This window comes from Bacillus cereus group sp. N11, assembly GCF_016483605.1.
In the GTDB taxonomy this organism is placed as follows: Bacteria; Bacillota; Bacilli; order Bacillales; family Bacillaceae_G; genus Bacillus_A; species Bacillus_A toyonensis.
Genome location: NZ_JAEHBN010000012.1, coordinates 61,302 through 84,154 on the forward strand (window position 1 = coordinate 61,302; position 22,853 = coordinate 84,154).

Sequence of the window (22,853 nt, forward strand, 5' to 3'; positions counted from 1 at the left end):
TTCTTGCTTGTTTAAAAAGAAAGGGAAAGAAAGCTAAGACTCCCCTCTTATCCCTACCTACTATTCACATTCATATTTGTAAATCTCCTTACCATATCCTCTATCAATTAATAAAAGTTCATTTGGATATAGTGTCTTATGCTCCATTCCTACTTCTTCCTCTGTTATAAACATCCCATCAATAATCATTCCTACTACTTGTGACTCTTTCGCTACAAAGACAGATTTCGAACCTTTCTTGGCTATAAACGTAACGGATTGCACAGTTTTTCTTTCTGCTCGAAATGGGATACCAAAATAATGTTTCCACCATTTATTTCGAAGTAATTCTGGTTCAGATTGATATAACCAATCTTTCGCTACTTCTTGATCCCATTCGTAATACAATAGCGCTTTCCGGTGAAATCTTGGACGAACAATCCATCCTAAAACGATTATGCCTACTACTAGCAGCAATAAAGTGATAGGAATGACAAACTTAAAAATAAGCGCATACTTTTCATAAAACGGCGCACTTTGAATATGGAGTGATATTTGCTTCTTTACTTCTTGTAATTTCGCATCTTGTATAACGATGGTAGCTTCTACGGTGCCAGTATCTGTGAAATTGAATGTGTCGGAGTAATAAGGACGAGGATAAACGTAAATTTGATTACCACGTTGTTTTATTTCATAGTTGATTGATTGTTTAGATGTGACACCAGTAGATTTTAATAGTTTCTTTACAGCCCCTTCTGTCATCGGCTTACCATCTAACTTTGGTTGTAAAATAAACGGTTTACTATTCTCTAAATTCGTTACTTTTTCTTCATAATCTTTCGTAACAGTTTGAAGTGATAATTTTGGCTTTTCTGTTGTTTCAATTTTGAATTCTTTCGTCTGTCTGTAAAATCCCTTTATATTCATATGAACTTTTCCACGTACTAACCCTTTACCAATCTTCGTTTCGTAATAAAACACATGCCTCTTATCGTTCCACTTCATCGGATATTGTTTTCCGTCTATTTCTACTTCTGCTTGAAAGTAAGAAGACTGAATTGGTAACTCAGTAGGCTTTGCTTCAATAACAGCAGTAACACCTTCGTACATTTGTTCAACATTTTTTTGACTATTATCATCTTTGTCATAAGTAGAAACCGTATAGTTAAGCGCTGGTTCAACAAGTACTTGCAATCCTTCTTTCTCAATATCCCGATCCACTTCTATCGTATATGTTCCTGGTTTAATGACTTCCTGATTTTCCGTGCTTATATGAGCTATATTTCCGAATAATTTCGCTTCTCCGGGTGCATGTATGGAAAAAGAAGACTGTAACTGTAATGGTTTCGAAATTTGTGTGACCTGATAATTAGACAGCGAAGGCGATTGTCGTACAAGCGTCATACGCTTTAATGGGAACGGCGTTGTAATCTCTACTTTCTTTCCTACTACTTTCGTTTTTACAATCGATTCAACGGAGGAGAATGGATCACGATTCGCAACTAATGCTGCCACTTGATTTACACTTTTTACAATGCCATCCTCTCCGCTTGACGGCATCGTAACTCCGTTTATCTCTTTCTTCCATATTTCTTTAAACGTATTTAATTGTTCTTTTTCTTGCTGCCCTAAATCCTCTTCCATCGTAATTAAGATAGGATGTAAAGATATCTTTTTTACATCCATTTCTTTCTTAAAGTCTGTTAGTTTCTTTGTAATTTGTTCTTTTCCGCCAACTTTATCTTTTTCTAGATCATTAAATGCCCCGTCAGTTAATACAATAAGCCAAAATTCACGTTTTCCATCTATATCTGCTTCCTTTTTTATAGATTGCATCGCCGTCTCTACTGCGCTAAAAGGAGTATTTAAATACGTTTTCCACGCTCCAATTCCTTCAATTTCTGTTTGCCTTTTATCCTTCGTTAACGAAATGTTTAACGGATTATTCGGCTTGCTCATTGGAACATAAGAAAATGTATCTTTTTCATCTAATAGCGCAACTAAACTTTGCAAAGCGTAATTGGCATATTTCCAGCGATCGTTATTTCTCATGCTGCCCGAATCATCATATACAAGTGAAACGACCCTTTCCTTTGCCTCCTCTCCTTTTGCAAAAGTCCAATAAGGATGTAACCATATAAATAGAAACAACATGAATGTGGCACAAATTCGAATTTTCATGATGAGGCTTCGCCACCTTTGTAGACAAATTCCTATGTTTAAATTTATGAGAGGAAACAAGATATATGACTTGTATTTTAGGACAACTAACCCACCATAACTTTATTATGTAAACATATATACACACTTGGTAATATTCTTTATAGCATTTTCTATCCAATTATATAGGCAAAAAAGCCTGTCTAAGCTCCATACTTAAAACAGACTTTTCCTACTTTTCATATTAAAAACACACAACAAAAAGTTTGATTTTTTAATTAGCACATTACTTCAATTGTAAATCCACCAGGCGCTTCAACATAAAACGTATACGCATGTGCATGTTTAGGAGGTTCAACCAAAAATCCATCTTCCTTCAATCTTTGATTCATTTTATTTATTAGTTCCTCATTTTCTTGCGGAAATCCTACATGAAATGTTTTAGGATACTGAACTTCTTTCCCTTTCATTAAATTTAGTATAAACCCATCCTTATCACGCATAACTGCAAAGCCATTTCCCCTCGTTCCACTTCAAATTAATCCAAAATATTTTTCTAAAAATTCTCTAGTAGCTACTACATCTGTAACCGTTAAATTAAGATGCCTAATTTTCTAATACTTTATCATATAAAGTAAAACTTTGATCAGTGGGGCGTTTACGGACAGTCTGGCTCCCCCTATTTTTTTTGCTCCAGCCAAATTTTTTGGTAGGAGTTTTACTGCCCAAAAATAGCGGGATAAATAAAAAACACGCCTTTCACAGCGTGTTTCATTGCTTCACATATACTTCAACAATTGGATTATCTTTGTTATCTGCATGTAAGCGTATATTCGCTTCACTCGTATTATAAATGCTGGCTAATAGCATAATCGTTAACAAATTAGGAGTCTTAGCATCACTTCCGTATTTTCTTTCAAGCGCTTCTTTATATTCAAACTCTAAATCCCCCTGTATATATGTATACACTTCAAATCCATCTTCTAAATTGCAAACTACTGTATCAATAATATCCGCTCCTACTTGTTTCTTCATTTCATCTCGCAATGCTTCTATAAATTCTTTCCACGGTACTTCGTATGTTTGAAACTGATCTGTAGATTTCATTGCCTTTCCCTCCTTACTATATCCTTTCTTTATATTTCCCCTTTCATATAACAATTATGATAGGTAGGTCATTCGTACAAGCCGCACTTGTCCCCCTTACATATCGTATTACTGTAAGGGGGAAGGAGGACAGAACATGCATAGACAAAGATGTTATGATACGTGCCGACGTTATTTCGGTAAAGTTGTTCGAATTGAAGATCGTGATGGTCGCATTCATTTAGGCAAAATAATCGATGTGACAAATGAATCTGTATGGATCGAACCAATGCAACAGCGCTCATCTTTTGATACAGGATTCGGATACTATGACGCATATACAAACGGTGGTTGTGATCTTTGCGGCGGCATTAGCAGATGTGATAGTTGCGGATTCGGTTGCGGTGGTGGATTCAGTAGCTGTGGATGTGGCGGTCGTGGTTGCGGTAATTGTGGTGGCGGCGGCTGGGGTGGCGGTTGTGGCTGGGGCGTTGAACTTGGATTTGGTTTCATCTTCGGAATTACTTTAGCTGCATTATTTTTCATTTAACATAGTAAAGAGTTGACTACCTTTAGCCAACTCTTTTTCTCTACTTTTCACATATAAATATACGGTGTCCTAAAACATGTTGGTACATACGTCGTACGTTTTCATGTTGTACCCATGCCTCATATAACTCATTCGGAATATATGTTGATACATTCCATTCCGGCTCTTCTATATAGCTAGATATCGTTTCTGCAATCGTACCACCGCCAGCAATTGTAATTCTTTTGAAATTTGCTTTCTGAAATAGTTGTACCCACTCATTCTCAGTTAATAATTCTTTCATGCCATATAATTGGGCAATTTTTTCTTCCTCACTCTTCTCAATATGTGTATTAATAATCATTTCAATGACAACAAGCTTACCATCCTTCTGTAATACACGATAGCACTCTGATATAACCCTTTCTTTATCTGTAAAAGCGAGTATCGATTCCCCAAGCACAAACTCAAATGAATCATTTAAACAAGGTAATCGCTCTGCATCACCTTGAATCAATTGTACATTCAATCTTTCAAACAACCATCTATCTTTCGCTTTTTGAATCATAATTTCATTCTTTTCAATCGCTGTTACTTTATAACCGAATTCTTTTGTCATGTAAGCCGCTGTTTTCCCCGTACCACAACCTATCTCAAGGACATCCGCTCCTTGTCTAAGAGGCAGTTGTGCTAGCAATTGTTTTGTTAACGTAAAACCACCAGGATGAGCACTTCCTATTCCGTAATAAGCTAAGAAATCGATGTAAGTATTTCGTTCCATGGGATTCTCCCTTTTTTATTTTATATATTCAAGGAAGAATGAAAAGTGCATAAAAAAAGGGCGCATCACGCGCCCCCTCAGCTTATTTTTCCTCACCGATATATGCCCATTTGTAGCTGTAATCTCCACCAACTGGGTGGTGAACAATTCCTTTTACTTTTGCTCTTTGAACAATTGCATCACCACGTTGATATAATGGTGCAATTGCCGCATCTTCAAGTAACATTTTCTCAGCTTTCAGTAAGCTATCCCAACGCTCTTTCGTTTTCGTTAATAGCTCACCTTTACCTTTTTCTACAATTTCATCATATTTCTTATTTGAGTAACCAGTTTGGTTATGAGGTCCATCTGTAACGAACATATCAATGAATGTCATTGGATCTAAGTAGTCAGGTCCCCAACCAGCGTAAGATAAATCATAATCTAGATCTGATTCTAATTTTAATTTTTGTTTAAACGGCTGGTTTTTCAAGTTCACTGTTAAGCCTGGTAAGTTTTTCTCAAGCTCTCCTTTTAAGAACTCCCCTACTTTTTTCGCATTATCGCTATCATAGTTTAGCAGCTCAATTGTTACTTGATCTTTTCCAAGCTCTTTTTTCGCTTTGTCCCAATGCTCTTTTGCCTTTTTCACATCCGTTTTTAAAATATCTCCATTTTCTTTACGGAAGTCTTTTCCATCCGGACTCTTAGCAAATTCTTTTGGTACTAAGTAATCTGCAGGTGTAGATCCGTCATTTAAAATAACATTCGTTAAACCTTTTTTATCATACGCCTTTGCAATTGCTAAACGTAAATCTTTGTTCTTTAACACCGTATCTTGACCACCACGTTTTTGATTTAAACGTAAGAAGAACGTTGATGGTGTTTTTTGTGTATAGAAATCTGGATTCGATTTATATTTGTCAACAAATTCAGATACTAATCCTGAACGGTCAATCTGTCCACTTTCATATAAGTTGACACGTGTACCGCTATCTTTTACTACGTTAAAGTTGATTTCTTCTAACTTAACTGTTTTATTATCCCAGTACTGTGCGTTTTTCTTTAATTTCCAACCTTCTTCATGTTTCCAGTCTGTTAATGTAAATGGTCCGTTGTATAATGTTGTATCTGCTTCTAAACCGAATTTTGCACCTTTTTCATTTACGAATTTTTCATTTTGTGGATAGAATGTTCCGAATGAAGTTAATTCAACAAAGTAAGGAACTGCATTTTCTAATTCTACTTCTAACGTATAGTCATCTACAGCTTTTACACCTAACGTATCAAGCGCTGCTTTTCCTTCATTAATTGCTTTTGCATTTTTTACATCGAACATAATGTATGCATATTCCGCTGCTGTATTTTTATCTACAGCACGTTTCCAAGAAAATACGAAATCTTTCGCTGTTACAGGCTCTCCATTTGACCATTTTGCATTTTTATTTAATGTAAATGTATACTTCTTACCATCATCACTCTTTTTATATGATTCAGCAACCCCTGGTGTTGCTTTATTATCTTTATCCAGTCGATATAAACCTTCCATTACGTTGTTTAAAGCAAGAAACGATACTTGGTCTGTCGCTTTAACAGAATCCATAGATGGAATCTCTTGGCTCTCTGTTAAATTCAACACTTGCTTCGCTGCTAATTTTCCGCCTTCTTTTTCACCGCTTTTTGGTGTTGTGCTTGCCTTATCTTTTTCCCCTGATCCAGAGCAAGCTGTTAATGCCATACTCATTACTAAAACTGGTGCTACGACCGCTGTCAATTTTTTCATCTTTTTTCTCTTCATTTTCTTGTACCCTCCCCAATTATATGTACGATATTAACATTTAGAAATTCTCTATTAACTTTCGTTATCAGAAAATTCTTATTAATTAATATTCTACTATTTTTCTGAGTTTTGTAAAGTATTTTTGTAAATTTTCTAAATATTTATTTTTTTGTGATAGTAACTTGTTGTTTTAACTACTTTATGAATTATCCCCCGTCTACTATATGTAAACATCCCTCCCCTTATTCCACTCTATTACTACGTTCTATATTTTTCTTATTAGCATGAGATCTCTTACTATCATTCATCTGTCTTACTACTTACTGAACTCTCTCTAATGTCCTCCGATAGAATCTTCCTAATTCCCTACCCGTTTCTCAATAGGCTAACGAGATATATTTCCCTTATACATACTAAAAAGCATTTCAAAAGCAGCTCAGCCACTTTTGAAATGCTTTCACTTTATTTTTTTCCGCCATCCTCAGTTACATACGCCCACTTAAAGCTATATTCTGGACTGATGTTATGTTTCACGATTCCTTTTACATTCGGTTTCATTACGTACGATCTTCCTGTTTGATATAAAGGAACTAATCCTGCATCTTCTTCAAGGAATAATTTTTCAGCTTTCCCTAACGTTTCCCAGCGTTTTTTCGCATCACTCATTAATTCATTACCTGCTTTTCCTACCATTTCATCGTATTTTGGATTTGAATAACTCATTTGGTTATACGGGCTCTTCGATTCAAACATATCAATAAATGTCATTGGATCCGCATAATCTGGACTCCAACCTGCATAAGAGATTTCATAATCTTGTGCAGTCTCTAATTTTAATTTTTGTTTGAACGGCTGAATTTTCGTATTAATCGTTACACCTTTTAAATTTTTCTCAATTTGATCTTTAACATAATCAGCAATCTTTTTCGCAGTTCCATCATCATAGCTTAGTAATTCAATTGTAACTTGATCTTTTCCAAGTTCTTTTTTCGCTTCTTCCCAAGCTGCTGCACCTTTTTTCGGATCATATTTCAGACCATTTTTAAATGTATCTTGATAATCTTTTCCATCAGGTCCTGTCGCAAGCCCTTTCGGAACCAATTGATCCGTTGCTTTTGATCCATTATTTAAAATTACATTCGCCAATCCTTTTTTATCGACTGATAATGCAATTGCTTCACGAAGCTTTTTGCTCTTTAATGGCGTATCTTGTCCGTTACGTTTTTGATTTAAACGTAAGAAGAATGTACTTGATTCTGCATACTCACCGTACTCATCTTTATTCGATTTATATTTATCTACAAATTCTCCTGATAGTAATGTAAAGTCAATTGATCCTGTATCATATAAATTTACTTTTGTAGCTACTTCTTTTACAACACTATAATTAATTTCTTCTAATTTCACAGTCTTTTTATCCCAGTACTTATCATTTTTCTTCAGCTGCCAACCTTGTTCATGTTTCCATGAAGACATAACAAATGGCCCATTATACACAGTTGTATCTGCTTCTAAACCGTACTTATCGCCTTTTTCTTTTACGAATTTTTCATTTAATGGATAATATGATGGGAATGCTAATAAATTTAAGAAATACGGTACCGGTTTTTCTAATTCTACTTCTAGCGTGTAATCATCTACCGCCTTCGCTCCTAATTCAGTTACAGGTTTTTCTCCTTTATTAATCGCTTCTGCATTTTTAATATAGTAAGCAATAAACGCATATTCTGCCGCAGTATTTTTATCAAGTAAGCGCTGCCATGCGAAAACAAAATCTTTCGCTGTTACAGGATCACCATTCGACCATTTTGCATCTTTTCGCAGTTTAAAAGTATACTTTTTACCATCTTCACTTTTCGTACTAGATTCTGCCGCAGCAGGAATTGGCTTATTATCTTTATCAAGACGATATAGGCCTTCCATCGTATTTCCTAAAATTTGTGCCCCTAACGTATCAGTAGATTTAGAAGTATCCATCGTCGGAATTTCTTGATTTTCCGTACGATTTAATACTTGCTTCGCTGCATATTTAATATCAGATGTTTTTTCTTCCCCACTATTAGATGTAGTAGTCGTTTTCTTTTCTCCACCTGAACTAGAACACGCTGTCAATGCAACACTCATCGCTAAAACTGGTACTACAACTGCTGTTAGTTTTTTCATTTTTTTTCTCTTCATTTTTTAACCCTCCCTAATTATATGTACATTACCACCCTTGAGAGACTCCTTGTTAAATATTTTTCAGAAAATTACAACTAATGTTATTCTACTCTTTTTTTCACATTTGTAAATAGTTTTATTTTAAATATTCTGATTTTAAACTTCGTAATTTAGTATGATTTATCCCCCATCTACCATATGTACATACTTTACTCCTTATTCTTCTCTATTTTGCTATACTACAAATTTACATTTTAATTTCCAATATACAAAAAAGCATTTCAAGGTAACTAAGCTACTTTGAAATGCTTTTTCAACTCTTTTATTTTTCAGTTACATATGCCCATTTAAAGCTAAATTCTGGACTAATATTATGTTTTACTACACCTTTTACATTTGGTTGTAAAACATAAGAATCTCCACGTTGATATAAAGGTACAATCGCTACATCTTCTTCGAGTAACGTTTTTTCAGCTTTTCCTAACTCTTCCCAACGTTTCTTCGCATCGCTCATTAATTCCGTTCCAGCTTTTTTCACCATGCCGTCATATTTAGGGTCAGAGAAGCTCATTTGGTTATGAGAATGTCCAGTCTCAAACATATCTAAGAACGTCATTGGATCTGCATAATCTGGATTCCATCCGCCATACGAAATATCATATTGTTGCTCAGTTTCTAATTTTAGTTTTTGCTTAAATGGTTGAAGTTTAATATTAACTGTTACACCTTTTAAGTTTTTCTCAATCTGGTCCTTAATATATTCTCCAACTTTTTTCGCATTACCAGTATCATAGTTTAAGAATTCAATTGTAACTTGGTCTTTACCTAGCTCTTTTTTCGCTTCTTCCCAAGCTGCAGCAGCTTTTTTAGCATTTGGTTTTAAACCATTTTTAAACGTTTCTTGGAAATCTTTACCGTCCGGTCCAGTTGCTAAACCTTTTGGCACTAAGAAGTCCGCTTCTTTTGATCCATCATTTAAAATTACGTTTGCTAAATTCTTTTTATCAACTGATAGCGCAATTGCTTCACGTAATTTTTTACTCTTTAATGGTGTATCTTGTCCATCACGTTTTTGGTTCATACGAATGAAATACGTGCTCACTTGTGAATATGTTCCGAATTCACCTTTCTTACTTCTGTATTTATCAACGAACTCTCCATTTAATAATGCAAAGTCAACTTGACCGCTGTCATATAAATTGACTAAAGTCGCAGCCTCTTTAACAACACTGAAGTTAACTTCTTCAAGTTTTACAGTCTTTTTATCCCAATATTGATCATTTTTCTTTAATTGCCATCCTTGTTCATGCTTCCAATCTTTAAGAACGAATGGTCCATTATAAACTGTTGTATCAGACTCTAAACCGAATTTCTCGCCTTTTTCTTTTACGAACTTTTCGTTTAATGGATAGTATGATGGGAATGCTACTAAGTTTAAGAAGTACGGCACCGCTTGCTCTAATTCAACTTCAAGCGTAAGATCATCTACCGCTTTCACTCCTAATTCAGTTACAGGTTTTTCTCCTTTATTAACCACTTCTGCATTTTTAATCGGGAATGCGATAAATGCATACTCAGCAGCTGTTTTTGGATCTAATAGACGTTGCCAAGCATATACGAAATCTTTCGCAGTTACTGGATCACCATTTGACCATTTTGCATCTTTACGTAGTTTAAATGTATATTTTTTACCATCTTCACTTTTCGTACTAGATTCTGCAGCAGCTGGAATAGGCTTATTATCTTTATCAAGACGATATAACCCTTCCATTGTATTCCCTAGCATTTGTGAAGATACTGTATCTGTTGATTTTGAAGAATCCATCGTTGGAATCTCTTGCGTTACTGTACGATTTAGCACTTGTTTCGCTGCTAGTTTTCCTTCAGATTTACTATCTCCACTAGAGCTAGAGTTTGTGCTTGTCTTCTTATCTCCACCTGATGTAGAACATGCTGTTAACGCCATGCTCATTGCTAAAACTGGTGCTACAACTGCTGTTAGTTTTTTAATTTGTTTCTTTTTCATTTTGTACCCTCCCTAATTCTTAACGATAGCTATTAAAGAATTTTCTGATAATTCTGTTTTTCTCTATATATTTATCAGACGATTCTTACTACTTCTTATTCTACTAATTTTTTAATTTTTGTAAAGTATTATTATTGAAAATTTTTAAAAAATTATTTTTTTACAGTAATATTCATAAAAATGCCATATGTTGTTCAAACCTTATTTCTCATTTATACACATTCGTTGATTTAATCACTTTCATCTCATTTACCGCTTGAATACTTGTTAATTATTGCTAATAAATAATGCATATATCTAAAAACATCTTTTCTACAAAAATAAAAAAGTCAGCTAAACTGACTTTTTTTACCCGGCAATTTTTTCTCTTTTCATTTCCTCTACCACTCTCTTATACTTCTCATCATCAAACTCATTTTCACTTTTTGCAACAACTACAGTCGCAATACCGTTACCAATTAAATTAACGATAGCACGTGCTTCTGACATGAAACGATCTCCCCCAAGTAGTAGCGCTAACCCTTCTAATGAGATAACATTCATTACAGATAGAATAGATGCTAATAAAAAAGCAGACATTTCGTCTGCTTTAATTCTCCTCAATCTGCTTCGCACTTAATCCTAGATGTGTTCTAAGAGTATCACTCAAACTTTGTAGGTCTTTTTTATTAGGATTATAGTAATAGACACGTTGTCCATTTGGGCCATTAGGTAAATAAAGATCATCACCAGCTAATTGAGTCTTTTCAACTGAACCATTTAAACCATATTTATAAAAAGATAAAATATCATCCATGGCTAAATTTGTTTTAAAATCACCATCAACCGCCTCAACCATTTTCTCTAGTTTTGTAATCGAACCTGCGCTTTTTAATTTATTTAACATCGCTTCAATAACAAGTTGTTGACGTTGCCCTCTCATTGCATCACTGTCAATATGACGCGTTCTTGCCAGCGCAAGTGCTTCTTCTCCCGTTAATTTTTGTAGTCCTTTTTTCAAATGAATCGCATCAGGTTCATCTTTACTATTTTGTTCTGTAAATTCAACTGGGACATCTATTTCAATACCATCTAATCCATCAACAATTTTAATAAATGAGCTAAAATTAAACTTCACAAAATAATCAACGGGGACTTGTAACAATTTTTCTACTGCTTCAACAGATGCTTGTGGCCCTCCATCTTTACCATTTTTAACAAGCCCTCTTCCATATGCATGCGTTATTTTATCCTTTTTCTTTTCAATCGGGACATATGTATACGTATCACGTGGTATACTTGTTAATTTCACTGTCTTATCATCTTTATTAAAAGTTGCCAGCAATAACGCATCTGTATGAAATGCACCACTATACTCCTTTTGACGTTCTTGATTTTCATCAATGCCCATAATTAAAAGTGAAACATTGTTTGCAATTGGTTTTACTGCTTTCTCACGTAAATTTGATTTTTCACCACGCGCTAAATTCAAATTAGATTTTTGTACAAGATTAGAAGTTTTTATATATACATAGGTGCCATATCCAACCCCGCCAAATAGTAATACTCCTAGTAGTAAACTTATTATCGTTGTCTTTTTATATTTCCGCTTATTTTTCGCTTCTCTTGAAGACGAATGATTCCCCATTTATTCTCCTCCTGTTTCTATTCATCCAATATATTTTTCATTTTTTCATATTTCGTGCTATCCTTTTGAAACATACTTTCTTTCAGCCCTTTATCTATTTGTATCCATTCGGTAGTAACTGAATATTGAATCATACCTTCATGAAAACTAAGAAACTTTAACATAACCCCTGTGTTTTTCTCCACAACCATTTCAAATTTCCCTCTTACATCTTCAGAGGCGCTAATAGGCATCTCTATATTAATTACCCCTTCAATTTTGTAACAATCGAGTCCTAGATATTTCGTTTCTTTATAATTCCAATCTTTATATCGAATTAACAAATCTGCGAATTCTGATTGAATACTATGCTTAGCCAATCCCACATATTCGCCATCATACCGTTTCCTCTCACCTGATTTTCTCAACAATCTTTCCGTAGGATTTAGTTTTAATAGTTCATTATTTCTTTCCTCTGGGCTCCATTTTGTCTCTTTATATGTATAGTTCTCATCATCAAACTCTTTTTTTCTACCCTCGTTATATATAATCGTTCTTTTTTTCAATCGTTTATCTTCTTGAGATGCAATGCCTCTTTGTTTCTCCGTATCAATCGCATACTTGTATGTTGTAGCCATTCTTGTAGAGCTAGAATATTCCTCAAATTGTCCTGAAATATTTTTAAAATGATCAATTGAATCCAACATCTTTATATGAATTTTTTCCTTATCTGGATAATTTACATTCAATTTTATTTCTTCTTCATTTTCATAATCAGAAAACGCCTTTTTCTTCACATATTCAAATACTCCACCATTTTGTGCAAAGCTTTGTATAGAAAATTCAGACATAGAAACAATAGAAAGCGCTAGAACCGCGGCACTAATTACCATCATATGAACTCTGTAACTCTTCTTTTTTACTGGAAGATTACGCAGTGTATCATTAATCTTTCCATTTAACTTTGGCGGTAAAATAACATTTTCATCTTTTATTCTCTTTTTTAATTTCTCATCAAATGATTTTTCACTATCCATTCTATACACCCCCTATTCCATCCTTAATCGCTCTTCTAATAGTTCCCTTGCACGTGACAACCTTGACTTAACCGTCCCTTTTGGAATTTCTAAAAGGGACGCAATACTCTCTTGATTCATATCTTCATAATAATAAAGTACAGTTACAGCTCTTAATTCTTCCGTTAAAGACTGAATGGCATTACAAAGATCAATATCTTTATATCGGTCGAACGCTACCATACTACTATCATGATCCTCGATTATAATTAGTTTTTTATATGACTTAATTATATTGTTACACTCATTTATTAAAATTCGAATTAACCAAGTTTGAAAAAACGCTTCTTTTTTTAGTTTTTTTATATTTTCATAAGCTTTTAAAATTGTTGTCTGTATCGCATCCTCTATGTTTGTCTCATCATGTAACATCGCCTTTGCAATGCGATACATCTTCACTTTCTCCGTATGTATAAGCGCCATAAAGGCTTCATGATCACCTTTTTTCGCTAAGGAAACATCCGTTTCTTCTTTTACAATCATTTTATATAAAGGGATTACTTTCACAATTGCTCCTCCTGTTTCATCCTCACTTCAAATTTAACTTTACACGTATTAGACTGCGTAGCCTATAAAAAGGTTCATTTTTTTGAATATTTTTGTAAATAAAAAGATAAATATCCTTTTTATGGTGGCACACAATGAACATATCGGTTCAAATTTACAAACAAAAAAGTCCACTTTCACAGTGGACTTGCTACTTTATAACGGTAAATCTCTCTTTCTAAACATAACTATTGCTAACAAAAAGATGCAAACTGCCCCAACGGTTAAACCTAAACTTACCGGCCATATATTATATGTTCCTTCAGCAATTTCTTTCGGACGAAACAGCGTAAATAAAGATAGGCTTTTCATCCACTCTAACTTATCACTTAATTTCCCTACCATATCTAGTACGAAAAATAATATAGTTAAACTTGCTGAATAACTAAGTGCCTTTCTTTCATCATTACATATACAAGAAAAGAAAAATGAATACGCACTAACGACTAAAAATATGAGCCCTCCGACTACATTAATCTTCAAAAATAATTCTTTATTTAAATTATTATCTTTTAAAAACCATTCTGCTCCTACTATACCTGCTACATACGTGACAATTACAATGATAAGTAGCCCCAATATGAGAACAATAGCTTGCGTAATGGCAATTTTCACTCTGGATACAGGCGTTGCTAGCAAGTATGCCATCGCTCCTTTATCTACATGACGCGCAATTAAATGTGTCGCAACTGTTACGCAAAAAATTGTTAAAATGATAATAAACAATAGACTGTAATACTCCCCAGCTAAAAAATCCATTACGTTTTGAATCGGACTTTCCATACCAACAATTTTTTTCACACTATCAGGCATAGCACTTATTAATTCATTTAACCCTTTCGCTGATACCATTGATGGGAATATCCAAATTAATAACCATAAATAGAGAGCCGCACCAATCGCATAACTAAAAATACTTTTTTGTGTTTCTTTCAAACTAGCTAAAAACAATTGCTTATTCATGCGTTACCCCTTCTTTCTTATCGTAATAATGCATAAATAAATGTTCTAAATCCATCGCTCTCGTTTGAAGTGCCGTTACATTATAGTTTGAAAGTGTTTGTAAAACAGTTTGATAGTTTCCTTGTACAATAATAGATGCCTCTCTGCCTTTTACCGCTTCAAATTGCAAATTACACTTTGTAAGAGATTCAATTTCTTCTTGCGATGATACAGTTACATCTATTACCTGTCGTCTCATACTTTGTAAATCATGAATATTTTCAACTGTTACGAGTCGACCATCTTTAATAATAGCTACTCTGTCACAAGTTCTCTCAATTTCAGTAAAAATATGTGAAGACATAAGAATCGTTTTTCCTCTTTGTTTTTCCTCTACTATTAGTTCTATAAATACTTGCTGCATCAGTGGATCAAGTCCAGATGTTGGTTCATCTAAAATTAACACCTCTGGATCGTGCATAAATGCAGCGACTATCCCTACTTTTTGCTTCATTCCTTTAGACATTTTGCGAATCGGTGTTTTCACATCAAATTGCAGACGATCTATCAGTTCATCTCGTCTTTTCGTATCCTTTAATCCACGCATTCCTTGCATTAATTTTAAAAACTCTAATCCGTTCATTCCTTCAATAAAAGAAATTTCACCCGGTAAATAACCAACTTCCCTTTGAATTTTCGCTGCTTCATTCCAACAATCTAATCCAAAAATTGTCGCTTTACCAGCTGTCGGTTTTATAAATCCCATTAAATTACGAATTGTCGTTGATTTTCCGGCACCATTCGGTCCTAAATAACCAAATACTTCTCCCTCTTTTACATCAAATGTAATATGAAACAAACCTTTTCCATTCGAAAACTGTTTTGTAACATCTTGAACTGAAATCATAAGTCCACCTCATTTTTTGAAATATTTAATATATGATATTTCAAAATCATTGTACTCCTCATCTTTCATATTCGCAACAACTTTTTGAAATATTCATTAGTCCATATTTCAAAAATATTGTTTTCCATTATTTTTTCTTGTATATTTTAAGTGAGGTGATTACATTGAACGGCTTTGAAAAAGTGAAAGAAAAGAAAAAACGCGCCATTAAAGAGGCGGCCTTCGTATTATTTTCAGAACGTGGATTTAATGAAGTAAAAATAGAACATATTGCAAAAGAAGCAAACGTTTCTCAAGTTACAATTTATAATCATTTCGGAAGTAAAGATGCGTTATTTAGGGAGCTTATACAAGAATTTATCATATCTGAATTTCAATATTATAAAGGGCTTGAAGAAGAAAAATTACCTTTTCATGATATGATGCAAAAAATGATTGTAAGAAAAATGAATACTGGCGGGTTATTTCAACCTGATATGTTACTACAAATGATGCAAAGGGACGAAGAACTCCGTAAGTTTATTTATAGTTATCAAAATGAAAAAATCCTTCCCTGGTATTTAGAAATATTAGAACGAGCTCAGCGCAAAAACGAAATTAATCCACACCTTACGAAAGAAATGATGTTACTTTACATTCAAATGTTTACTAAGTTAGGTGATGATTTCGGGGCACAGCTTCTTGAAGGAGATCGAGAAAAACATATACAAGATATCGTTACGATGTTCTTTTACGGCCTTTCTGTTCCAACAAAATAAAAAAGACACGAAATTCGTGTCTTTTTTATTTTACCGAAATGACTCTACCCGTTTCACTACTTTCAACCGCTAATTGAATTAGTTTAATAACATTTAAACCATCTTGCGCTGTTACAGGTAGTTTCTCACCATTTAATATACTATCTCTTACACCTTTATAGTACATGTCATAGCAACCGACTTCTGTTGAAATACGATTTAAAGTTTCTTCTGTTTCTAAAGTAGCAAAATTCTCTTCAGCATCTACTCCATAACCTATATCGCCTGGCTTCATTCCATTTTTTAATTGTTCTTCCTGCGAATCCATACCGTATTTCACGATAGAACCTTTGTCCCCATGTAATGTAAAATGCGGTCCTGCTTGTTTCACGTAACTGCTACTACGTAAAATGACACGCTTAACTCCATAATGAAGTACTACGTGGAAATAGTCATCAATCTCCGCACCTGGCCTTTGTTTTATTACATCTGCGCTTATCGCATCTGGTTTTCCGAATAATGATAGCGCTTGGTCAATTAAATGCGATCCTAAATCATATAATATACCTGAACCTGGTAAATTCTTTTCTCTCCATCGATCGCGTACATGTGGACGGAAACGATCAAAATGCGCTTCATATGCGTATACATTTCCTATTCTATTTTCTTCTAACAATTTCTTAATTGTTAGGAAATCATTATCAAAACGACGATTATGATATACACTTAACATCACATTATGCTGCTTTGCTAATGAGATAAGTTCTTCCCCTTCTTCAATTGAAACAACAAATGGTTTTTCCACTACAACATGCTTACCATGTAAAATCGCTTCTTTTACATATAGAAAATGAGTTGTATTCGGTGAAGTAATGACAACTAGTTCAATATCAGATCGCTTTACTAATTCATCAATCGTGTCAACAACAGCAGCATTTGGTAAAGTTTGTTTCACTACTTCTTCTTTTGAAGATAAAATAGCTCGAATATCATATTCTTCTATCGTTTGTAATAGCGGGATGTGAAATGTTGTACTAGAAAATCCAAATCCTACAATCCCTACACCTATTTTTTTCATGTTGCCCCTCCAATTATCCCGCACTAACGGACAGTAAGATCCCTCCTCAAAATTCAGCGAAAACTAAGAAGTTAGGTGAGGGCCTTACTGTCCGTAAAAGCCCGATTAGTTCAACTAATAATCAGTAGGGAATAAAGCCCCCCACTGATTAAAGTTTCACTTTATGAGAACGATTTCATTTCACTATTATAACAAGATTATTTTCATATACATAATAATTCGCTTAGAAAAAAGCATCTCGCTATTATTCATAGCAAGATGCTTCCTTTATTCCGGTCTTTTCTTCGTCCACGTTTCTACTACTTCACCAGTATCATTAACATCTAGTACTAAACTACCATTACTATACCGGTCTTTGTTTCGATACGCTTTCGGATCAACCTCTTCTACAATATTTTTCTCTGTCTTCATGTAAACTAGTTCATCGTCTCGTACAATTTCAATACCTACAATACGGTATGGATTACGTTTTAACTCTTTGAAAATAACAAGACCTCGCTTCGCTCTCGTTGACTTTTCAATTTCTGATGCTTTTAAACGCTTTATAGCACCGCGTTGCGTTACGAGAATAAGTTGATCTTTGTCACCATTTAACGGTTTACCAGAAGCGACATAGTCATCTTCTTTTAAATTAATCGCTTTTACACCAGCAGCTCTTACACCAACTGGACTTACTTCATCTTCATGGAAAATCAGTGCATATGCACCATGTGTCGCAAGAACGATATCACTCGTTCCATCTGTCGCAAATATATCAACAACTTCATCATCTTTTTTCAAGTTTACAGCAACGAATGCCCTTGAATAACGCTGAACTTTATATTGATTTAATTCTGTTTTCTTTATCATACCATTTCGCGTTACAAATACGATAAATCGTTTTTCTTCCTCAAAGTTCGGTACAACCGTTGCCCAAATGATTGTTTCATCTCGGTCAAGTGAAACGATATTTGCAACGTGCTGACCTAAATCTTTCCAACGAATATCTGGCATTTCGTATACTGGAAGATATATATAGTTTCCTTTACTTGTGAATAAAAGAACTGTTTCAGTCGTATTCGTATCGAATCGTTCAAGTAAGATGTCACCCTCTTTCATACCGAAGTCTTTGCCGTTTGATGCATTATGTGAGCGCCATCCAGTACGTTTCACATATCCTTCTTTCGTTACAGTAACGATGACATCTTCTTGTGGAATCATCACTTCTACGTCTATTTTAATTTCTTCAATTTGTTCTTCAATAATAGCGCGACGATCATCACTATATGTTTTCTTCACTCTCTTCAAATCAGTTTTAATGACTTGAAGTAATCTTTTTTCACTTTGTAAAATTGACTGTAGCTCTAGAATTTTCTTATTAAGCTCATCGGCTTCTTCTTGTAACGCCGTAATGTCTGTATTCGTTAAGCGATATAATTGCAAGGATACAATTGCTTCTGCTTGTGCTTCTGTAAAGCCAAATTTTGCACTTAAATTATCTTTCGCATTACGTTTATCTTTTGAAGCTCGAATTGTCTCGATTACTTGGTCTAAAATCGATAATGCTTTCTTTAAACCTTCTACAATATGTTGACGATTTTCTGCTTTTCTTAATTCATATTGCGAACGTCTCGTAATAACCTCTTTTTGATGTCCAATATAAGCATCCAAAATTTTCGGTAATGTCATAAGTGTTGGACGGCGTTTATTGATCGCTACCATATTAAAGTTATATGGAATTTGTAAATCTGTATTTTTATATAAATAATTTAAAATACCTTCGGCGTTTACTTCTTTCTTTAATTCAACAACGATTCGTAAACCAGTACGATCTGTCTCATCACGTACTTCAGCAATGCCATCTAACTTTTTATCTAGACGTAATTCATCCATTTTCTTTACAAGGTTTGCCTTATTCACTTCGTAAGGAATTTCAGTGATTACAATTTGTTGTTTCCCACCGCGCACTGTTTCAATTTCTGCTTTTCCGCGAATAATAATTTTACCTTTTCCTGTTTCATACGCCTTTTTAATACCATCAATCCCTTGAATAATACCGCCTGTTGGGAAATCTGGTCCTTTCATAACTGTTAATAAATCATCAACAGTACTATTTGGCTTATCAATACGCATCATTGTAGCGTCAATAACTTCTCCAAGATGATGCGGAGGAATTTCTGTTGCATAACCAGCGGAAATTCCTGTAGATCCGTTTACTAATAAATTCGGGAACGCTGCTGGTAATACAACCGGTTCTTCACTCGTATCATCAAAGTTTGACACGAATTCAACTGTTTCTTTATCAAGATCACGTAATAATTCAGATGCGATTGGTGATAAACGAGCTTCTGTATAACGCATTGCCGCTGCTGGATCACCATCAACACTACCATTATTACCATGCATTTCAACTAAAACATTACGTACTTTCCAAGTTTGACTTAAACGTACCATCGCCTCATATACAGAAGAATCACCATGTGGATGGTAATTACCAATAACGTTACCAACTGTTTTAGCTGATTTACGAAACGCTTTATCATGTACGTTTCCTTCTACATACATAGAATATAATATACGTCTTTGTACTGGCTTTAAACCGTCACGCGCATCTGGAAGCGCGCGGTCTTGGATTATATATTTACTATAACGTGCAAAGCGGTCACCTAACACGTCTTCAAGCGGGAGGTCATGAAACTTCTCTGCCTGCATGTTATTCCACCTCCGTCTCCATAATCATTTCGTTTTCTAAAATATTTCCTTCTTCTTGCATACCAAATTGTACATTACGCTCAATCCATTTACGGCGCGGTTCTACTTTATCGCCCATTAATGTAGTTACACGGCGCTCTGCTCTTGCTGCATCATCAATTTTCACTCGGATTAATGTACGCGTTTCAGGGTTCATCGTCGTTTCCCATAACTGATCTGCATTCATTTCACCAAGTCCTTTATAGCGCTGCAACATATAACCTTTACCGACCTTTTTCGTTACACCATCTAATTCTTCATCAGACCATGCATATTCAATTACTTCACTTTTCCCTTTCCCTTTACTTACTTTATATAAAGGTGGAAGTGCAATAAATACTTTACCAGCTTCGATAAGTGGTTTCATATATCTGTAGAAGAAAGTTAATAACAATACTTGAATATGAGCTCCATCCGTATCTGCATCGGTCATAATAACAACTTTATCGTAGTTAATATCTTCAACAGCGAATTCATTTCCTACACCGCCGCCAATTGCATAAATAATTGTATTAATCTCTTCATTCTTAAAAATATCAGCAAGCTTTGCTTTCTCCGTGTTAATTACTTTACCACGCAATGGTAGTACCGCTTGAAAACGACGATCTCGCCCTTGCTTTGCTGAACCGCCGGCCGAGTCACCCTCTACTAAATACAATTCGTTTTTTTGAGGGTTACGTGATTGTGCAGGTGTTAACTTCCCGCTTAAAGTACCTTCTGATTTTTTCTTTTTCTTACCACTACGTGCTTCTTCTCTCGCTTTACGAGCAGCCTCACGTGCTTGCGCTGCTTTAACTGCCTTTCTCACAAGAAGTGTAGCTACATCCGGGTTTTCTTCTAAAAAGTAAGCTAAATGCTCTGATACAATTGCATCAATAGAAGAACGGGCTTCACTTGTACCAAGTTTCCCTTTTGTTTGTCCTTCAAACTGCAGTACTTCTTCTGGTACACGTACAGAAACGATAGCCGCTACACCTTCACGAATATCTGTACCTTCTAAGTTTTTATCTTTTTCTTTTAATAATGAAACTTTACGAGCATACTCATTAAACACACGTGTCATCGCTGTTTTAAATCCAGCTTCGTGTGTTCCACCATCTTTTGTACGTACGTTGTTTACAAACGAAAGAATATTTTCTGAGTAACCATCATTAAACTGGAATGCTAGTTCTGCTTCAATCCCGTTTTGTTCACCAGTGAAATATACAACTGGATGAATTGAATCTTTTTCTTCGTTTAAGTATGAAACGAAAGCTTCAATTCCTGTTTCATAATGAAATATATCTTCTAAATCATTACGTTCGTCTTTTATCGAGATTTTCATTCCTTTTAATAAGAATGCAGATTCACGTAATCTCTCACATAATGTTTCATAATTGTAATTTGTCGTACTGAAAATCGTTGTATCTGGTTTGAAGTGCATTGTCGTACCAGACTCTTTTGTTTTCCCGATTTTTTCTAACGTCGTTGCAGGAACGCCACCATTTTCAAAGCGTTGTTCATAAATGTTACCATCACGTTTAATTGTTACTACTAACCATTCTGACAAGGCGTTTACAACTGATGCCCCAACACCATGTAAACCACCACTCGTTTTATAGCCACCTTGACCAAACTTACCACCTGCATGAAGTACAGTTAAAATAACTTCAGGTGTAGGTTTCCCAAGTTTATGCATTCCCGTAGGCATTCCTCGCCCTTTATCAATAACGCTAATACTATTATCTTTATGTATTACGACAGAAATTTCGTCGCCAAATCCCGCTAACGCTTCGTCAACGGAGTTATCTACTATTTCATATACTAAATGATGCAATCCACGGCTATCCGTACTCCCGATATACATACCCGGGCGTTTTCGAACGGCTTCAAGTCCTTCTAACACTTGAATTGCATCTTCATTGTATTGGAACTGATGCTTCGCCAAACTCCTTGCCCCTTTCCTAATCAAATCAGAACATATGTTTCTATTATAGAATAACGCCTCGACTATAGTTTTGGCAAGTTATCTTATCTCTTTTATATACCATTTTCAATAGAAAAATCCTTGTTTTTTCACAAGGATTCCTCTAGGCTACTATTTCAGAAAAATAATCGTTTGTCAACGAGAAATGGATATGTATTCCAAGATTACACATTCCAAACCTTTATCATGATCCAAATGATCAATATCCAAAACGGGATAACAAGTAACAATCCCCAAAAACAGCCTTTAAAAAATCTCATGATGAACACCTCGTTCATCGGCCCTACTTATCTATAACGAGGGCTGAATCAATCTTTCTATCTTTAAAATCTATACTATTTTGTCATCGCATGTTCTACTTTAATACAACGGTCCATTATTACAGTATAGTCTTTTTCTTTTAAAAGTTTATATGTATCTTCATCTTGTACTCCTAGTTGTGCCCAAAAAACATCTGCATCAATCTCTACAAACTCTTTCGCAACACCCATTAAAAATTCTGAACGGCGGAATACGTTTACGATATCAACATGTTCTTTAATATCCGCCAGTGAAGGAACTGCCTTTTCTCCAAGTACTTCATCAACTGTTGGATTTACCGGTATAATGCGGTACCCTGCATCTTGCATCGCTTTTGAAACCATATACGATGTACGTTCTGGTTTATCTGATAATCCAACAACCGCAATCGTTTTACTTTTCTTCAATACTTCACCAATTTCCGTACGAGTTGGGTTTTCAATTGTCATAATTAGTCCCTCCTATTCCTTTAGTATATCCGATAA

17 protein-coding genes and 2 pseudogenes are annotated in these 22,853 nt (G+C 34.8%); 2 read left to right on the plus strand and 17 right to left on the minus strand.

What is annotated here, in order from left to right:
- Nucleotides 1–60: 60 nt before the first annotated feature.
- The 3 genes and pseudogenes from JDS98_RS19525 to JDS98_RS19535 form a co-directional block, all read right to left on the minus strand.
- On the minus strand, nucleotides 61–2,160 hold the full coding sequence (locus JDS98_RS19525) for a vWA domain-containing protein (RefSeq protein WP_098911798.1): 2,100 nt from the start codon (nucleotides 2,158–2,160) through the stop codon (nucleotides 61–63).
- Between the two features lie 257 nt (nucleotides 2,161–2,417).
- Nucleotides 2,418–2,750, minus strand: a pseudogene (locus JDS98_RS19530) (VOC family protein).
- Nucleotides 2,751–2,910: 160 nt separating this feature from the next.
- Nucleotides 2,911–3,246 (minus strand): hypothetical protein, encoded by a 336-nt coding sequence (locus JDS98_RS19535; RefSeq protein ID WP_000842916.1) that lies wholly within the window; start codon nucleotides 3,244–3,246, stop codon nucleotides 2,911–2,913.
- A gap of 136 nt (nucleotides 3,247–3,382) precedes the next feature.
- Between JDS98_RS19535 and JDS98_RS19540 the strand changes: the two genes are divergently transcribed.
- Nucleotides 3,383–3,775 carry a hypothetical protein gene (locus tag JDS98_RS19540; protein WP_000555013.1) on the plus strand — a complete coding sequence of 131 codons (393 nt, stop codon included), beginning with the start codon at nucleotides 3,383–3,385 and terminating at the stop codon, nucleotides 3,773–3,775.
- Between the two features lie 40 nt (nucleotides 3,776–3,815).
- On the opposite strand, the gene JDS98_RS19545 is transcribed toward JDS98_RS19540, so the two are convergent.
- The 10 genes and pseudogenes from JDS98_RS19545 to JDS98_RS19590 all read right to left on the minus strand — a co-directional run bounded on the left by JDS98_RS19545 (nucleotide 3,816) and on the right by JDS98_RS19590 (nucleotide 15,557).
- Nucleotides 3,816–4,535, minus strand: a complete 720-nt coding sequence (locus JDS98_RS19545; RefSeq protein WP_000440863.1) for a class I SAM-dependent methyltransferase — start codon at nucleotides 4,533–4,535, stop codon at nucleotides 3,816–3,818.
- A gap of 82 nt (nucleotides 4,536–4,617) precedes the next feature.
- Complete coding sequence (locus tag JDS98_RS19550) at nucleotides 4,618–6,312, minus strand: peptide ABC transporter substrate-binding protein (RefSeq protein WP_000823458.1); 1,695 nt, start codon at nucleotides 6,310–6,312, stop codon at nucleotides 4,618–4,620.
- A 444-nt stretch (nucleotides 6,313–6,756) separates the two neighbouring features.
- On the minus strand, nucleotides 6,757–8,472 hold the full coding sequence (locus tag JDS98_RS19555; protein ID WP_000823480.1) for a peptide ABC transporter substrate-binding protein: 1,716 nt from the start codon (nucleotides 8,470–8,472) through the stop codon (nucleotides 6,757–6,759).
- A 304-nt stretch (nucleotides 8,473–8,776) separates the two neighbouring features.
- Nucleotides 8,777–10,480 (minus strand): peptide ABC transporter substrate-binding protein, encoded by a 1,704-nt coding sequence (locus JDS98_RS19560; RefSeq protein WP_199634221.1) that lies wholly within the window; start codon nucleotides 10,478–10,480, stop codon nucleotides 8,777–8,779.
- A gap of 348 nt (nucleotides 10,481–10,828) precedes the next feature.
- Nucleotides 10,829–11,047, minus strand: a pseudogene (locus tag JDS98_RS19565) (C4-dicarboxylate ABC transporter); the annotation flags it as partial.
- Between the two features lie 22 nt (nucleotides 11,048–11,069).
- Nucleotides 11,070–12,107, minus strand: a complete 1,038-nt coding sequence (locus tag JDS98_RS19570) for an LCP family protein (protein ID WP_199634222.1) — start codon at nucleotides 12,105–12,107, stop codon at nucleotides 11,070–11,072.
- A 17-nt stretch (nucleotides 12,108–12,124) separates the two neighbouring features.
- On the minus strand, nucleotides 12,125–13,123 hold the full coding sequence (locus JDS98_RS19575; RefSeq protein WP_199634223.1) for an anti-sigma factor: 999 nt from the start codon (nucleotides 13,121–13,123) through the stop codon (nucleotides 12,125–12,127).
- Nucleotides 13,124–13,135: 12 nt separating this feature from the next.
- Nucleotides 13,136–13,669 carry an RNA polymerase sigma factor gene (locus tag JDS98_RS19580; RefSeq protein WP_199634224.1) on the minus strand — a complete coding sequence of 178 codons (534 nt, stop codon included), beginning with the start codon at nucleotides 13,667–13,669 and terminating at the stop codon, nucleotides 13,136–13,138.
- 195 nt (nucleotides 13,670–13,864) lie between these two features.
- Nucleotides 13,865–14,671 carry an ABC transporter permease subunit gene (locus JDS98_RS19585; RefSeq protein ID WP_097958406.1) on the minus strand — a complete coding sequence of 269 codons (807 nt, stop codon included), beginning with the start codon at nucleotides 14,669–14,671 and terminating at the stop codon, nucleotides 13,865–13,867.
- Nucleotides 14,664–15,557: an ABC transporter ATP-binding protein gene (locus JDS98_RS19590; RefSeq protein ID WP_070173608.1), complete on the minus strand. Its 894-nt coding sequence runs from the start codon at nucleotides 15,555–15,557 to the stop codon at nucleotides 14,664–14,666. The genes JDS98_RS19585 and JDS98_RS19590 overlap by 8 nt, the downstream gene beginning before the upstream one ends.
- A gap of 164 nt (nucleotides 15,558–15,721) precedes the next feature.
- Here JDS98_RS19590 and JDS98_RS19595 point away from each other — a divergent pair, with 164 nt between their 5' ends.
- The gene (locus JDS98_RS19595) at nucleotides 15,722–16,315 is read left to right on the plus strand and encodes a TetR/AcrR family transcriptional regulator (protein ID WP_242480986.1); all 594 of its coding nucleotides are present in this window, start codon (nucleotides 15,722–15,724) and stop codon (nucleotides 16,313–16,315) included.
- A 25-nt stretch (nucleotides 16,316–16,340) separates the two neighbouring features.
- On the opposite strand, the gene JDS98_RS19600 is transcribed toward JDS98_RS19595, so the two are convergent.
- The 4 genes from JDS98_RS19600 to JDS98_RS19615 all read right to left on the minus strand — a co-directional run bounded on the left by JDS98_RS19600 (nucleotide 16,341) and on the right by JDS98_RS19615 (nucleotide 22,817).
- Nucleotides 16,341–17,372 carry an oxidoreductase gene (locus JDS98_RS19600; protein WP_097958408.1) on the minus strand — a complete coding sequence of 344 codons (1,032 nt, stop codon included), beginning with the start codon at nucleotides 17,370–17,372 and terminating at the stop codon, nucleotides 16,341–16,343.
- Between the two features lie 267 nt (nucleotides 17,373–17,639).
- Nucleotides 17,640–20,063 (minus strand): DNA topoisomerase IV subunit A, encoded by a 2,424-nt coding sequence (parC, locus tag JDS98_RS19605; protein ID WP_097958409.1) that lies wholly within the window; start codon nucleotides 20,061–20,063, stop codon nucleotides 17,640–17,642.
- Between the two features lies 1 nt (nucleotide 20,064).
- Entirely contained in the window at nucleotides 20,065–22,029 is a 1,965-nt protein-coding gene (gene parE, locus JDS98_RS19610; protein ID WP_001062195.1) for a DNA topoisomerase IV subunit B, read from the minus strand.
- A 374-nt stretch (nucleotides 22,030–22,403) separates the two neighbouring features.
- Nucleotides 22,404–22,817 (minus strand): CoA-binding protein, encoded by a 414-nt coding sequence (locus JDS98_RS19615; RefSeq protein ID WP_000151385.1) that lies wholly within the window; start codon nucleotides 22,815–22,817, stop codon nucleotides 22,404–22,406.
- Nucleotides 22,818–22,853 lie beyond the last annotated feature (36 nt).